Genomic DNA, 15,548 nt, shown 5'->3' with positions numbered 1-15,548 from the left:
GAGCCCCTCTATCTCTTCCTCGTCATGCCGCTGGTGCGCGGGCTGCCGCTGAGCGTGTGGACGCGCGTCAACAACCCCTGTGCCCTCGAGGTGGCGCAGCTGTTCGGCCAGGGGGCGCGACAGTTGTCGGTGGTGCACGAGGCCGGCGTGGTGCACCGCGACGTCAAGGGCGCCAACCTGCTGGTGTATGGAGAGGGCCGCGTGGTGCTGGTGGACTTCGGCGTGGCCACCTACCAGGACGCCCCTCCAGTGACAGGGCCCTTCCCCCCGGGCACCTGGCCCTACCTCGGCCCCCGGGTGTGGCGCGCCTGGCGCGGCCTGGAGGACTCGCGTGCCTGCCCGGGCGATGACGTGTGGGCACTCGGTGTGGAGCTCTACTTCACGCTCACGGGCAGGCTGCCCTTCCAGGGCCGCGAGGGCGAGCTGGTGCACGCCGTCCTGCACGAGGAGCCGCCGGTGCCGCACGAGCACAATCCCCGGGTGCCGCGGGCGCTGGGCGAGGTGTGCTGGCGCATGCTGCGCAAACATCCGGAGGAGGGATACGCGGACGCGCTCGCGGTGGACACGGCCATCGAGGAAGCACTGAAGCAGGCGGACGAGACGTGGCAGGTGCCGCTGTGCGAGGCATGGGGGCCGCACCACGCCACCACCGTGCTCGAACGCGGCATGGGGCGGGGGGCGGACGTGATGGCGATCCATGAGCGGCGGGCCGCCTACGCCCGGGTGCCGGTGCGCGGCAGGCCGCGTGCGCCCGACGAGGTGTCCACCCTGCTCTCGCCAGCGCAGCCAGGGCACGGGGAACACGCGGCGCCCCCCGTGTGCGCGGCGCCTTCGGAGCCATCCGTGCCGCTCACCGCGCCGGAGGTGATGCCCGAGGAAGTCGTGCTCCAGGAGACCTCGGCGGAGGCCGTGCCACTCGCAGAGCCGGAGGGAACTCGAGAGGCCGTGGTCCGGGTGGAAGCACCACCGGCTCCGCGGGCCCGGGAAACCATGCGGCCCGCCGCACGCACGCGCCGGGTGCTCCTGACCGCCGGCGCGGTGCTCGTGTTGGGCCTGGGGCTGTGGCTCGCCATGCGCCCTTCGCCCAATGCCTCCGTGCACACCACCCCACCGCTGGGGACACCCCGCGCCAACCTACCACCGGAGTTCTTTCCTATCGCCCAGAAGTGGGAAGGCAAGGAAATGGCTCCCCCGTGGAAGCAGCCAGAAGGTGACGGTGGCGCGGCGCCCCACGGGGCGGCAACCCCCGCGCCCGTCGCCCGTGCGACGCTGCCCCAAGAGACGCACGTGAAGACTCCAGCGAAAGCCAAAGCCCCCATCCTCTCGAAGCAGACGGGCACCTCGGCCACGAAGGTGGGCGCGGCCGTGCTCGGCTGCGCCCTGGCCAGCGGTTGTCCCAGCCCCGCCACCACGGCCCACGTGCTGCCCACGCCCCCACTGCCGCCTCCCGCCGAGTGTCCCCCTGGTGCCGCCCAGGCCATGCAGGAGCTGGCGCTCACTCAAGAGTCCGAGGGAATCGAGATTCACCCGTGGCAGGACGGGCTGATGACCGTGAGGCCAGGCCTGGTGACGGTGCGTCTCAATGGCCAGGACCACTGGGGCAAGCTGCCGCGCGACACCCTGTTCACCGGCCAGTTGCTCTTCGGCGAGCGGGTGCAGGCCCGCATCACCCAGGCGTATACCCCCGAGGGCAAGTCCTATCCGGTTTGCCTGGAGGTGAGGTCCGGGCCCCACTGGGGCTGGGAAAAGCAGAAGGGCAGTGGCCAGGACACCGCCGTCGTCATATCCGTGGGGTATCTCGAAATGGTGGAGCGCTTCGGCGAGGCATGGCGGTACGACAAGAAGCGGCGCTCCCGCTAACGAGAGGAACAAGAGGAGCCCACTTCCGAGGCCCTGTTAGGGTAGGCCACCCTGGAGGTCACCCCCATGTGTACGCTGCTCACCGCCCCCCTGCTGCTCGCGCTCCTCGTGTCCACCCCCGCCCCTGCCCGGCCCCTTCTGGAAGAGTGGGACACGTCGGGTGCACGCCACCTGGAGCTGACGGCGGAGAACGCCGGGGCGCAGCACCTGGTGCGCATCCGTCCCCACCAGTCCACGACGCTCGTGTTCGACACGCCACTGCGACCTGGTGGCGTGCAGGTGGCGGGCGGGCAGTGGGTGAAGGTGGCGGTGAATGAGGCCGAAGGCATGGTGATGCTGCTGCCCGCGGAGGCGCCGCCGCCGGACGGGCCGCTCACGGTGACGGTGCGCTTCGCGGACGGACAGGTGCCCGCTGGCGTCACCTTGCGGCTGACAGTGGACCCCCTCCGGGCCGAGCACCAGGTGCGGGTGTTCCGTCAGCCCCGCTCGGGTGAGTCGTTGCACCTGGAGTCCCGGCAGCAGCGCGAGCGGGCCGAGCGGTGCGAGGCCTCGTTGGCTCGGGAGCGTGCCCGTCCGGAGGGGCCACGTCCCGGAACCCTCGCGGACCTGCTGGGCGCAGGGCTGGTGGAGAAGGGCAAGGCCGTCGTGGCGCAAGACCTCCGTCCCTTCATCACCCAGCGACCCGGAGCGCCACTCTTTGTGTTGGAGGCCTGGAGCTACCGCGCCGAGAAACAGAACCAGGTGGCGGTGGAACTGAACGTGAAGAACACGAGTGCTCTGCCCTGGACGACGGAGGGCGCGGAACTGGTGAGCACGGACGGTGTCCGGCTGCGGGTGACGCGGGTGTGGCAATCCGGGCCCCTGTTTCCGGGAGGGCAGGAGCGGCTCGTGGTGGAGGCGGAGGCCCCGGTGGAGCAGTTCCAGGGCACCTTCCGCCTGCATCTGGTCGATGCGGGCGGAGCGCGCACGCTCACCGTGCGCGGCGTGACCTTCCCCTGATCGGCAACGCGCGTGGGCCGCGTCTCAGGGGGTGGGCCGCATGGAAACAACCGGCGCGAACAGCGGCGCGCCTTCACGTTGCCCTGCCAGGCAGATCCGTCGCTCATGGACCTGTCCAGGGTGACGCTCAAACTTCTTCGTCGGGCAGGAGAGTGAGCAGCAACTCGTCGTCAGGACCGAGTGGGCGCCAGCCGGCGGGCGGCGGCGAGGCCCACAGGGCCGCTCGAGCCTGCCTGACCCGAACCTTGTGCGTTTCTGGGGTGTCGGCGGTCCACGTGCCGAGCGCTATTGCAATCTCTCCACGGCTTGCGTCGTCCAGCACGGCCGGCCAGCCGGCAGGGAGGCTCTCCGCGAGTTCGCGCACGAGAACATCGCGCACGAAACGTGTGACCCGGTGGCTTCGCTCCGCCTCGGCAAGCAACCCTCTGAACACCTGCACTCCGGCGACGTCGTCCTTGCCAAGCTCCTCGGCCAGCAAATTCAGGGGGAGGGTGGGACGCGCCTCGGCGAAGGCGGTAAGCGAGTCGTAACCCCGCTCGCGCACCCGCACATACAGGCGGGCTACCCAGTTGCCTTCCCAGGCACGTCCGTGGCTCATCTTCCACTCCAAGAGGTGAAGTTCAGACTTCCTCGTCGGGCAGAAGGGTGCACAGCAACTCGTCGTCGGGCCCGAGGGGACGCCAGCCGGGCGGTGGTGGAGTGGCGAGGAGCGCGTCGCCAGCCCTCCTTACACGCTCCTCATGGGTTGTTGGAGAGTAGGCGGTCCACGTGCCGAGCGCCAAGGCAACCTCTCCATGGCTTGCGTCGTCCAGAACGGCCGGCCAGCCGTTGGGGAGACTCTCGGACAGTTCGCGCACAAGCACGTCGCGCACGAAGCACGTGACCTGCTTGCGCTGCTCGGCCTCAGCGAGTAACCCGGTCAACACCTGCACGGCGGCAACGTCATCCTTGCCCAATTCCTCGGCCAGCAAATACAAGGGGACGGCAGGGCGTGCCTCGGCGAAGGCGGTGAGCGAATCATAACCGCGCTCGCGGACCCGCTCATACAGGCGCGCCTTCACGTTGCCCTGCCAAGCACGTCCGTCGCTCATGGTCCTGTCCAGGGTGACGCTCAAACTTCTTCGTCGGGCAGGAGAGTGAGCAGCAACTCGTCGTCAGGACCGAGTGGGCGCCAGCCGGGTGGTGGCGGAGAAGCGCGAAGCGCTGCCTTGGCCCGCTCGACGTGCTGTTCATGAGTTTCTGGGGTGTAGGTCCCCCACCGGGCGAGTGCCACGGCAACCTTGAGACGGTTTTCGTCGTCAAGCACGGCCGGCCAACCGTCTGGGAGACGCTGAGACAGTTCGCGCACGAGTTGCCCGCGCACCAAACGTGTGACGCGACGGCTACGCTCCGCCTCAGCCACCAACCCGCTGAAGACCTGCACTGCTGCGATGTCATCAGGACCAAGCTCATCCGCTAGTTCCAACAGTGAGGCGGTGGGGCGAGCTTCGGCGAAGGCGGTGAGCGAATCATAACCACGCTGGCGCACCCGCTCATACAGGCGCGCTTTCACGTTGCCCTCCCAAGCACGTCCGTCGCTCATCTCCCACCGCAGCGGATGAAGTTCATAGGGATTCCGTACTCCTTCATGTACTCCGCGACGATCTCCAGGATCGTGTTCCGCGTCAATGTCCGGCCGGCTTCAACTTCGGCGTCGCGCAGCACCTTCATGATCATCCGGTTCCATTCACCGGGCCATTTGCGTCCCAGCTTCCAGTTTCCACCACCGTGAATTGCTTGGTGGTGTGCCTGCTGCAGCGTGACGCAGAACCAATCAATGCTCATCTTTCCGGTGAAGCCGCGCTTCTCGAACCACTCGCGGAACTCCTTGGGCATGACGTGGTGGCGCGGAGGCTCGGCCATGCCTGCCCCCGTTTTGCCCGTCACGCGCATGCCCCGCACCTCGGGGCTATCTCCCAGCGCCTCACGCACGCCCCGAGGCAGCTCGCCGTGCCCCCGCGCCATCATCACGTGGCCGGCCTGAATCCGCACGGCGGCGCTGACGGCGGGCAGGGAGAGGACGCCCGCGCGCACCAACTGGCGCATCATCTCCACCCACTCGGCGGTGACGACCATCCGCGTCCCCATCATCACCCCGTTGGGGCCCACCATGAGGCCCACGCCGAGCGTGACGGGCGCCGCCGCGCGCAGCGCGGGCAGTGTGAACTTCAGCGCCGACAGGAGGGTGAGCGCCTCCATGGACTCCTTCAACACCAGCGCCGCCTCGAGGACTTTCGCCCCCTTGTTCATTGCCTCGAGGAGCGCGGCGAGATCGCGCGTGAGGTGGCTCACCAGGGCAGGCATGTCCTGCGCCGCTGCCTCCACCTGCCCTGGCTCCTGCGACGAGAGCGCCGTCATGGCGGGCTCCAGCATCTTCCGCCAGCCGTCCATCCTCATGAAGAGCGCCTCCACGCTATTGAGGCGCCGGGAGAGTGCCGCGTCGGTGAGGTTGAGGAAGTCAACCCATACGGCCAGCAGCATGGAGCCCATCATGGCGGCCTCCAACCGTGGGCCGGCCAGGCGCAGCAGGGCGAGCTGCATGTCCGGGTCCTCCACCTGCGACGCCTCGGCGGCGAGCTCCGTGGCGGCGGCGAGCTCGGCGTCAATCCACCGCAGCTGAGCTTCGCCGTAGTCGACGTAGCGGACGAAGATGCCGTTGCCCACACCGGCGATGCCCAGGTCGCTGGCCTCGAGTCTGGAGAGCTCGCCGGAGAGGAGGCGCGAGGAGGCGGACACCTCGCGCAGGGCGCTGAGAGAGGCCAGGTGGGTGGCGAGGGCGCTCCGCCATACCGTTGCGTCGGAGCCGCCTGGGCCCGCCGCCGTCACCGCCTCCCGGGCGCCGCGGCGACGGTGCAGCCGCTCCGGTGCCTCGGGCTCAGGAGAGGGCGGCTGGGAGTCGCGGGCGAGTGGAGGCTGCTCGCCCGGCCCTCCGGCCATGGCAGGCCCCGTGGCCTCGCGCGGCGTGTCGTGCAGGCTCATCTGGCCAGGTGCAGGCCCCAGGCGCCGCTCAGCCTCTGGCCCGCCACCGCCACCGCCACGGCCCGCCCGAGCACCGCCACCAGCCGCAGCACCCGCTCGTCTCTCTTCGTCAGCGTCAGCAGCGTCCCCGGGCGGCACGGCCGTCGCCGCGGAGTCCACGGGCCCGGGCGGGCGCGCCTGGGTGGAGAAGAGCGGCGTCAGGCCGTGGGGACGAGCGCTGGAGAGCAGGCCCGGCGGAGGCGCGCCCGTGGCGCACCCGCCCAACATCAGCAGCGCCAGTGTCAGCGCCACGCAGTTGGAGAGCCTCTGCCCGGCGGGGGACGAGGGGGGTGAAGGCGGACGCATGAGGGGCCTCCGGTGGCAAACCGTTTCCGCCCGTCTCAGCCCGGGAGCGGGGACAGCAGGCCGGCCTTCTCCAGCCGCTCGCGGACGCGCCCGGCCAAGGCAACATGGGCCGGGTTCCCCAGGGAGAAGCGCTCCGGCGTGAGGACGATGAGCGTGCCCTGGGCCTCCATCGGCTCGGCACGCGCGGGCCTCGGCAGGGACGGCACCTTGCCCCGCCGGCCCGAGACATACGTGAGCCACCCGAGGCAGGTGCCTCCGTCCTCCATCTTCTTCTTCGCGCCCCGGTCTCCCTCCGGAATCACCGCGCATCCGTCCGGATCCCACGCCTGCACCATGGCGCGCACCACCTCCTTCAGCACGGCGACGGTGAGCACCCGGCTGGCGGCCGGCTCCTCCCGGGGCAGATGCAGCAGGCACCCGTTGGGATAGAACGGCTCGTTCGAGCCACAGGTGAAGCTCAGCATGCCGCCCCGTCCCTGCTGCTCCTGTCCCGTCCACGCCTCGAAGGTGAACACCTCCCTCGCCAGCCGGTACTTCCTGCGCTCGAAGAAACGCAAGAACGTCTCGGAGGTGGGCTCGAACGGCAGTTGGAGCGAGTGCCTGCGCGAGTAGGCGTACTCGAACCACCGCGCATAGGCGGGATCACACCGTCCCAACTGCCGGAAGAGCACCTCCACGCGCCGGGCACACGCCACGGCGGACTCCCTCCGTCCCGACCAATGTGCCCCCGCCTGGAAAAGTTCCATTGGCCATGACATACGCCATGGGTAACAAAGTGACCATCCCAGAATGAGATGCCCCCCCACCTTCCCGGTGGGGTCGGCTCAGCTCCCCGTCTGGGGAACCTGGCGCGAGGGCACGGGCGCGTCCGGGGCCGTCGCGTGACGCAGCGCATGGAGGGGCTTGGTGTCCGGCTGGTTGTTGCGCCGGGCCAGCTCCATCAGCAGCCCCTGGCTGCGCACCGCCGTCCCGTCCCGTCCCACCGGGACGTAGGTACCGTCCACCTGCAGCCTCCGCGCCTTCACGTTGTCCCGGAGCGCCACCCCCAGCACCTCGTCCAGCAGCCGCTGGCGGATGGCCGGGTCCTCCACGGGGAACATCGTCTCGATGCGGCGCAGGAAGTTGCGCGGCATCCAGTCCGCGCTGCTCATCCACACCTCCGGGTTGCTCCCCGCCCCGAAGGCGAACACCCGGCTGTGCTCCAGGAAGCGGTCCACCACGCTCGTCACGCGGATGCGCTCGCTCACCCCGGGCACCCCGGGCCTCAGGCAGCAGATGCCCCGCACCAACAGCTCTATCTCCACCCCCGCCTGGCTCGCCGCGTAGAGGGCTCGGATGACGGTGGAGTCCACCAGCGAGTTCATCTTCGCCACGATGCGCGCGGGCTCGCCCCGCCGGGCCTTCTCCGCCTCGCGATGGATGAGCGCGAGCACCTTCTCCTGAAGGCCCATGGGCGCCACGGCCAGCCGCTTCCACTGAGGGGCCACCGCATAGCCCGTGAGCATGTTGAAGAGCGCGCTCACGTCGTCGGCGATCTCCTCCCGCGAGGTGAACAGGGACAGGTCCGTGTACAGGCGCGCGGTGTGGGGGTTGTAGTTGCCCGTGCCCAGGTGCACGTAGCGGCGGATGCCATTGCCCTCGCGGCGCACCACCAGCGCCACCTTGGCGTGCGTCTTCAGGCCAATCAGCCCGTAGACGACGTGCACCCCGCTCTCCTCCATCTTCCGCGCCCAGGCGATGTTGTTGGCCTCGTCCAGCCGGGCCTTGATCTCCACCAGCACCGCCACCTGCTTGCCGTTCTCCACCGCACGCGACAGCGCCCGGGCGATGGGGCTGTCCCCGCTGGTTCGGTACAGCGTCTGCTTGATGGCCAGCACGTCCGGGTCCTCGGCCGCCTCCTCCAGGAAGCGCACCACCGGATCGAAGGACTCGTAGGGGTGGTGCAGGAGGATGTCGCGCCCGGCGATGACGTCCAGGATGGACTCCACGTCGCGCAGCACCGGGGGCACCGTGGGCGTGAAGGACTCCACGCGCAGCTCCGGCCGCGCATCCAGCTCCGTGAGCGCCATCAGGTCCGAGGGCTGCAACGGAAACTGCTGCCGGTACACGTCCATGGGCCCCAGCTTCAGGGCCGCCATCAGCAGGGACTCCATCTGCGGGCTCGCCGAGACATCCAGCTCCAGGCGCACCGCGGCGCCCCGGTCCCTCCGGCGCAGCTCCTCCTGGAGGGTGGAGAGCAGATCCTCGCTCTCCTCCTCGTCCACGTTGAGGTCCCAGTTGCGCGTCACGCGGAAGGCGGCGGCGTGCTCCACGACGTAGCCGGGGAAGAGCTCGGCGGCGCACAGGGCGATGACCTCGCCCAGCAGCAGGAAGGCCAGACCCTTCTCGCCCGGCATGGGTACGAGCCGGCGCAGCACGCTCGGCACCTGCACCACGGCCAGCGAGGTGCCTTGGATGTTGCGCCGGCGCTTGGGGCCCTCGCGCCGCAGCAGCACCGCCACGTTGAGGGACTTGTTGCGCAGGTGGGGGAAGGGGTGGCCCGGGTCCACCGCGAGCGGGGTGAGCGCGGGGAAGACGAAGGTCGTGAAGTAGGTACGCGCGGCCACCTTCTGCTCGGCCGTCAGCTTGTCCCGCGTGAGGAGCGAGACCCCCGCCGCCAGCAGCCCCGGATGGAGCTCCTCGGCCCAGAGGCGCGAGGCCGCGTCCACCAGCGCGTGCACCCGCTCGCTGATGGCGCTGAGCTGCTCGGCGGGTAGCAGGCCGTCCGCCGCCGGCTCCGCCACACCGCTGGCCAGCTGCTGCTTCAGGCCCGCCACGCGGACCATGAAGAACTCGTCCAGGTTGGAGGCGGCGATGGCGAAGAACTTCAACCGCTCGTAGAGCGGCAGCTCCCGGGCCCGCGCGTCGTCCAGGACCCGCTCGTTGAAGGCGAGCCAGGACAGTTCGCGATTGATGAAGAGCTGCGGATCATTGAATTCCACGGGCCTGGAGTCTGGCAGGGAACGGGTGACGTCACGTCACGGCCCCGTGACGTCACGTCACGGACCTGTCAAGAAGCCCCGGTAAAAGGTGGGCCGCCCGACAGTGGAGGCCCTATCCTTCGAGCAGCAACCACCCCGAGCGCCCACCCCATGCCCACCTCTCCCCAACAGCCCGTGCTCGCCGCCATCGACGTGGGCACCAACGCCGTCCGCCTGGAGCTGGCCCGGCCGGACGCGGAAGGCTCGCTGGAGACGCTCCACCAGGAGAGAGATCCCATCCGCCCGGGAGAAGGTGTCTTCACCAGCGGGGAGATGCCCGAGGAGACGGCGAACCGGCTGCTGTCCACGCTGCGGCGCTACGCGGCGCTGTGCCGGCGGCACAAGGCCCGGGTGCGCGCGGTGGCCACCAGCGCCATGCGGGACGCGAAGAACCGCGAGGAGATCGTCCGGCGGGTGCGCGACGAGGCGGGGCTGAACCTGGAGGTGGTGAGCGGCAAGGAGGAGGCGCGCCTCATCTGCCTCGGAGTCCTGCATCGCAAGCCGCCGCACACGCGCTCGCTGCTGGTGGACATTGGCGGAGGTTCCACCGAGGTGGTGCTCGCCACGGGGGAGAAGCCGGATGAGCTGTGGAGCCTGGCGCTGGGCTCGGTGCGGCTGACGGAGATGTTCGACGCCGCCGGGAAGGTGACGCCCAAGCAGTTGCGGCTGATGCGCAGCTACGTGGAGGAGCAGATGCGCAAGGGCATGCCCGAGCGCCTGTCCAACCTGCCCCGGGTGGCCCTGGGCTCCTCGGGCACCATCAACGCGGTGGTGGGTTTCGCCGCGAGCGAGGGCACGGGGCACGTGTCCGTGCGCCAGCTCACGAGCGCCGTGGAGACCCTGGCGGAGATGACGCCCGAGCGGCGGCGCAAGCGCTTCGACCCGCGGCGCGCGGACATCATCGTGGCGGGCGCCACCGTGCTCGAGCGGGTGGCGAAGCACCTGGGCGTGGAGACCGTCACCGGCGTCAACCGGGGCCTGCGCGATGGGCTGCTGGTGGATCTGCTGTACCGGCAGGACGAGACGCGCGAGGACCACTCGCTGGCGGACGCGGCGGTGGCCATGGGACGGCGCCTCCTCTTCGACGAGAAGCACGCGCGGCAGGTGGCGGCGCTCGCCCTCACCCTCTTCGACGACCTGGCCGCGCTGCACCAGTTGCCGCTCTCGTGCCGGCCCTACCTGGAGACGGCCGCGCTGCTGCACGACGTGGGCAACGCCGTCAGCTACGAGCGCCACCACAAGCACACCTATTACCTCATCCACAACGGCGACATCCCCGGCCTCGCGGACCAGGAGCGCGAGCTGGTGGCCCGGGTGGCGCGCTACCACCAGCGCAGCCCGCCGGAGCTGAACCACTCGGGGATGGCGGGGCTGAGCACCACCGAGGCCCGGCTGGTGCGCAAGCTGGCCACGCTGCTGCGGGTGGCCAACGCCCTGGACAGCAGCCACCACCAACCGGTGAAGGAGCTGCGGGCCGTCAACGGCCGCGACGCCGTGTCCCTGCACTTCAAGTCGCGCCAGCCGGTGGACCTGGAGCTGTGGACGGTGGAGCGCGAGACGGCCCTCTTCCGCCGCGTCTTCGGCAAGCGGCTCGCCCTGCACGTCAGCCGCTAGCCCCGCCGCCCGCCCTCCAGGAGGGGAAGCGCCTCTGTCTGGCACCGGACGGGGCGCGTGCCCACCCCTAGCGGGGAGATTCCGACGCCAGCGCGCTCAGCGCCTGGAGCCCCGCGGGGGGAAGGAGCGGCAATGAAGGCAGTCGTCTTTCATGGCATTGGGGACATCCGGCTCGACGATGTCGCGGAGCCCGTCCTCCAGCAGGACACGGACGCCATCGTCAAGCTGACGGCGAGCGCCATCTGCGGCACGGACCTGCACTTCGTGCGAGGCACCATGCCGGGCATGAGGCCGGGCACCATCCTCGGGCACGAGGGCGTGGGCATCATCGAAGCGCTCGGCCCGGATGTGCGCAACCTGCGCGTGGGAGACCGGGTGGTGATTCCGTCCACCATCGCCTGCGGCACGTGCTCGTACTGCCGCTCGGGGTACTACGCGCAATGCGACGTGGCCAACCCCAACGGCAAGCGCGCGGGGACGGCCTTCTTCGGCGGGCCGGAGCTGAGCGGGCCCTTCCACGGGTTGCAGGCGGAGAAGGCGCGGGTGCCCTTCGCCAACGTGGGGCTGGTGAAGATTCCGGACGAGGTGACGGACGAGCAGGCCATCCTCCTGTCGGACATCTTCCCCACGGGGTACTACGGGGCGGACATCGCGGAGATCAGTCCCGGGGACACGGTGGCGGTGTTCGGCTGCGGCTCGGTGGGCCTGTTCGCCATCCTGAGCGCGAAGCTGATGGACGCGGGGCGCATCTTCGCCATCGACTGCCACGCGGACCGGCTGGAGGCGGCGCGCAGCCTGGGCGCCGAGGTCATCAACTTCGACGCGGAGAATCCGGTGGAGGCCATCCTCCGGCTGACGGGGGGCATCGGCGTGGACCGGGCCATCGACGCGGTGGGCGTGGACGCCATGCACGCGCACCACGGGCCGGCGGCGAAGGAGGCGCGCAAGGACAAGGCCGAGTTCAAGCGCGAGGTGAAGGAAGTGGCGCCGCACACCAACCCGGCGGGAGAGAACTGGGTGCCGGGCGACGCGCCGGCCCAGGCGGTGATGTGGGCGGTGGAGTCGCTGGCCAAGGCCGGTACGCTGGCCATCATCGGCGTGTACCCGCAGCAGATGCGCACGTTCCCGCTCGGCCAGGCGATGAACAAGAACCTGACCCTGAACATGGGCAACTGCAACCACCGCAAGTACATCCCCCACCTCATGGAGCTGGTGCGCACGGGAGCGGTGGACCCCACCGAAATCCTCTCGCACGTGCAGCCGCTGACGAGCGCCCTGGATGCCTACCGCTCCTTCGACGCTCGCAAGCCGGGCTGGATGAAGGTGGAGCTCGAGCCGTCCATGTTGACGTGAGCCGGTTTGCCTTCACGCGCGATGGCGCGCGGCCACGCGGTAGAGCCGGGTGAGGGAGTAGTCCAACAGCGCCTGGCGCGAGGCCATGTAGTGACGGGCTCGGACGAAGGGCAGCCACACCCGGCTGCCCACCCGCACCTGGGCTTCCTCCAGCTTCTGGCGCGGTATCCACCGCCCGCCCAGGTTGCGCACCAGCACCTCCCCCAGGTACGCGCCAATGGCGGGCACCGCGTACGCCTCGATGTTCTCCCGCAGGCGGCTCCTCGGGAAGTTCTCGCGCCAGAAGTAGAAGTCCACGTCCGTGAGGGACTCGGGCGTCTCGTCGAAGACGGAGGGCACCTTCGTGTGCAGCAGGGCCACGAGGTGCTCGGCGAGGGTGCCGTAGTGCTCCAGGGCGCGCGCCAGGTCATCCACGTCCGGGGGGAGGGCCGCGTCGGCGGGGCGCCACTCCTCGGGCTCGGGCGGCTGCCAGGCGTTGAGCCCGGAGATGGTGCGCTGGCGCTCGTAACTGGCGGTGCGGTCCACCACGCGCGTGAGGAGCGGGGCCACGTCCGGGTGGAAGCGGGGCTCCACGGGGGCGAGCGTGGCGCTGCGCTCGCGCAGGGTGCGCAGCACCGTCTCGAAGTCCAGGTCTGGCCGCAAGTGGGCGTGAGCGCGAGCCTGGGCCAGGCGCGCCTCGTCGCTGGCGAAGTCCGCGGCGGTGGGCCACGTCACCAGCAGCACGCAGCCATTGGGCAACTCCTCCACCCGCCAGGCCGGCGTGGACAGCACGCGCTCGCGGCCCACCGTTTCCACCAGCCTGGGACCGAAGACGTTGAGCCAGCCCACCTCGTACACCTTGTCGAAGCCGTCCCGGTACCAGGTCTCCTTGTCGCGGCCAAAGTCAGGAAAGCCCGTCAACGCCACGTCATCAGCGCTGTGGGCCAGGGCGTGGGAGACCGGGTACTGGCAGGCCCAGGCGCGTACCATCTCCACGAAGTGGCGGCAGCGCTCCGCGTCCGCGAAGAGGGAGAGCGGTTTGACATTGAGCCAGACATCCAGCGTGGGCGGCTCGGGGGGCAGCCAGAGTCCGAATGACATATCCAACGCGGGCCACTTCGTCCGGTAGAGACCGAAGCTCGTGCGAGCCCCACTGTGTTTTTCCTCCAACGCCTTCCAGATGGCGGCGTGGGCGTACTTGCGCCGCCTCTTGCCTTCAGCGACGTCCGGCATCCACCCGTCGGCATGCGCCTCGAGCGCGCGGAAGAAGGGCTCCAACTCGCTCTGCCTTGCCGCCCATGGATCAAAGGCACCTTCGAAAGAAAGCCACAGGCAGTCCTCGTCCTTCTCGCCGTGAAACTCCAGCACCTTCATTGCAACAGCACCTCCACTCCTGGAACCTGGCGCTCTGCTTCTCGCATGGCTGCCGCCAAATCTTTTGGCTTGTTGGGCTTGAGCTCGTTCCTCCCCTCATAGATGAGGCGGACCCGCTGGACGGACACCTCGCGGCCCTGGTGCAAACGAGATTGGAGAGAGTGCCGACGGATGTCCAGCACCCCTCCATACTTCTGGAGCGCTTCGCGCGCATCCTCCATCATCTGCGCCTTCAAGGCATCGTACTTCAACCCCGAGAGGTCGCGGCTCTTGAAGCTGAAGGTCTCGACACGAGGGGGCGCTCCGGCAGATCCCCCCTCCTCGATGACGAGCACATCCGCATAGCGCAGGCCGCTCTCCGGCTTCCAGACTCCCACGGAGCGCAGCACACGCGGCTGGAGGAAGGCCCCGAGAAAGTGGCGCTCGGCCCGGGGCCGCTTCGCGTCGGCCTCCAGCAACTCCACCATGAGACGCTCGAAGGCCATCCCCCGGGCGAACCTTGCCCACAACTGCTCGTAGTCCGCCCAGCGCAGGGGCCCCTTGGCCGCCTTGCCCTGCCGGAGCTCTCCCAGGCGCTTCTCGTAATAGGCGGTGTACTCGCCCCAACGCGGGTTGCCTTCGGCTCCGGGCGGCGGAGCATCCGGCGAAGGACGTTGCCGTTCCAGCGCCGCCACGTCCCGGGACAGACGCGCGCCCGGAGCCTCCGACTCCACCAGTGCCAGCCGCGCCTCCACCACCTCCCGGGAAAGGCCCGCCCCCTCGTCCACCAGGGCGGCCAGTCCCCCGGCGCGCTCCGCCGCACCTGCCTTGTGGCCGGCGCGTTCGGCGTCATCCGCCCCGGTGGCTACCTGCCTGGAGCCCTGCCGCGCTCCGCTTCCCGCCGGGGCGCCAGGAGCCCCGGGCCGAGCCCTGGACATGAGTGCTTGCGCCCGGGCCACATCTCCCCCGGCGTCGCGCAGCGCCAGCGCGGCGTCCACGCCTCCCACCGCCACGAATTCGCCTGCTTCCCGGCTCGTGCGGATGTCCCGGGCCAGTTCCCGCAGGCCCTCCACCCCCAGCCTGTCCTCCACCTGCCGCGCGAGCTCCCGCAGGCGCGATTCCACCGCCTGGGGCTCCAGCGTTGCCCGAGCCTGGGACAGGGCACGCAGGCCCTTGCCTCCAGCATACAGGGTGCCCAGCAGCAGGACGGGTGCCAGCTCGCGCGTGGCCTGCTCGTAGTGCCCCTGGGACAGGGAGTGCGCGCCCTGCCCCGTGCCCGCCACCAGGTAGTAGAAGCCCAGCGGCACTCCGAATGTCATGGAGTCGAAGGTGCCCAGCGCCACGCTGCCTGGCGAGAAGTGCCGCAGCGCCAGGGCGCGCTCCACTTCGCGGGCGGCGTGCTGGTAGGGCGGGGGCAGGTGCGCCCACCTCTGCGTCAATTCCAGGTAGCGCCCGCCGTCCACCAGGGAGCTGGTGGAGAGCGCGTCCCGGGCGGCACGGCCCAGGCCCCTCAGCACGTCCCCGGACTGCTCGCCCCGCTCCGGGTAGCGAGAAAGGGGCAGGCCGCGCGTCTCCAACTCCTGGCGCACGGCGGGCATGAGGGCCAGCGTCTGCCCCAACTGCTTGTCCCGGGCCAGCAGCCGCAGCAGCGCGTCCACCTCGTCGTCGTGGGCCGAGTGCAATACGAAGAGGGCGAACACCTCGGCGTGAAAGGGGCCATAGCGCTCGGAGGCACTCACCAGGAAGGCGGCGCGCTTGCGTTGCAGCACAGGGGAGGCGTCCTGTCGCACCGGCCCCAGGGCTCCCAGCCGCACCGCGCTCCACTCGTCCAGGGCCTCCACCAGCCGGGGCATGTCCACGCGCTGTTGCAGGGCGACGTACTCAGCGGGCGAGGTGCACGTGAGGAAGGGCGCCAGCAGCGCTTCGCCGCTGGAGGAGAAGTCAGGCCAGCCCGGGGGCACGGCCTGGCCGCCGCAGGTGGCGGAGCCCTGGGAGACAGTCCCCCCA

12 protein-coding genes are annotated in these 15,548 nt (G+C 70.1%); 4 read left to right on the top strand and 8 right to left on the bottom strand.

The window, feature by feature from the left end:
- A partial coding sequence (locus Q664_RS37100; RefSeq protein WP_043407056.1) for a serine/threonine protein kinase occupies window positions 1-1,860 on the top strand: 1,860 nt, incomplete at its 5' end.
- A 66-nt stretch (window positions 1,861-1,926) separates the two neighbouring features.
- Window positions 1,927-2,859, top strand: a complete 933-nt coding sequence (locus Q664_RS37095; protein WP_043407054.1) for a DUF2381 family protein — start codon at window positions 1,927-1,929, stop codon at window positions 2,857-2,859.
- A gap of 127 nt (window positions 2,860-2,986) precedes the next feature.
- Here the strand turns inward: Q664_RS37095 and Q664_RS37090 are convergent, their stop codons facing one another.
- From Q664_RS37090 to ppk1, 6 genes are all read right to left on the bottom strand, one after another.
- Window positions 2,987-3,457: a hypothetical protein gene (locus tag Q664_RS37090; RefSeq protein WP_043407062.1), complete on the bottom strand. Its 471-nt coding sequence runs from the start codon at window positions 3,455-3,457 to the stop codon at window positions 2,987-2,989.
- A 22-nt stretch (window positions 3,458-3,479) separates the two neighbouring features.
- On the bottom strand, window positions 3,480-3,950 hold the full coding sequence (locus Q664_RS37085; protein ID WP_043407060.1) for a hypothetical protein: 471 nt from the start codon (window positions 3,948-3,950) through the stop codon (window positions 3,480-3,482).
- A 20-nt stretch (window positions 3,951-3,970) separates the two neighbouring features.
- Entirely contained in the window at window positions 3,971-4,441 is a 471-nt protein-coding gene (locus Q664_RS55525; protein WP_075207623.1) for an NUDIX hydrolase, read from the bottom strand.
- On the bottom strand, window positions 4,438-6,222 hold the full coding sequence (locus Q664_RS37075) for a DUF2380 domain-containing protein (protein ID WP_235217027.1): 1,785 nt from the start codon (window positions 6,220-6,222) through the stop codon (window positions 4,438-4,440). The genes Q664_RS55525 and Q664_RS37075 overlap by 4 nt, the downstream gene beginning before the upstream one ends.
- 35 nt (window positions 6,223-6,257) lie before the next feature.
- Window positions 6,258-6,968 carry an Imm52 family immunity protein gene (locus Q664_RS54210; RefSeq protein ID WP_043407052.1) on the bottom strand — a complete coding sequence of 237 codons (711 nt, stop codon included), beginning with the start codon at window positions 6,966-6,968 and terminating at the stop codon, window positions 6,258-6,260.
- Between the two features lie 78 nt (window positions 6,969-7,046).
- Window positions 7,047-9,203 carry a polyphosphate kinase 1 gene (gene ppk1 / locus Q664_RS37065; protein WP_235217026.1) on the bottom strand — a complete coding sequence of 719 codons (2,157 nt, stop codon included), beginning with the start codon at window positions 9,201-9,203 and terminating at the stop codon, window positions 7,047-7,049.
- 150 nt (window positions 9,204-9,353) lie between these two features.
- Between ppk1 and Q664_RS37060 the strand changes: the two genes are divergently transcribed.
- Together Q664_RS37060 and Q664_RS37055 are read left to right on the top strand one after the other, a co-directional pair.
- Window positions 9,354-10,856 carry a Ppx/GppA phosphatase family protein gene (locus Q664_RS37060; protein WP_043407050.1) on the top strand — a complete coding sequence of 501 codons (1,503 nt, stop codon included), beginning with the start codon at window positions 9,354-9,356 and terminating at the stop codon, window positions 10,854-10,856.
- Between the two features lie 132 nt (window positions 10,857-10,988).
- The gene (locus tag Q664_RS37055; RefSeq protein WP_043407047.1) at window positions 10,989-12,209 is read left to right on the top strand and encodes a zinc-dependent alcohol dehydrogenase; all 1,221 of its coding nucleotides are present in this window, start codon (window positions 10,989-10,991) and stop codon (window positions 12,207-12,209) included.
- 12 nt (window positions 12,210-12,221) lie between these two features.
- Here the strand turns inward: Q664_RS37055 and Q664_RS37050 are convergent, their stop codons facing one another.
- A complete protein-coding gene (locus Q664_RS37050) occupies window positions 12,222-13,562 on the bottom strand; it encodes a hypothetical protein (protein ID WP_043407044.1) in 1,341 nt (446 codons plus the stop codon).
- Window positions 13,559-15,548: hypothetical protein (locus Q664_RS37045; protein ID WP_043407042.1), on the bottom strand; the 1,990-nt coding region annotated here is incomplete at its 5' end. The genes Q664_RS37050 and Q664_RS37045, both read right to left, overlap by 4 nt.

Source organism: Archangium violaceum Cb vi76, from assembly GCF_000733295.1.
Classification (GTDB): Bacteria; Myxococcota; Myxococcia; order Myxococcales; family Myxococcaceae; genus Archangium; species Archangium violaceum.
Note: the sequence above shows the minus strand (reverse complement) of the source record. Positions and strands in the feature narration are given on the sequence as shown.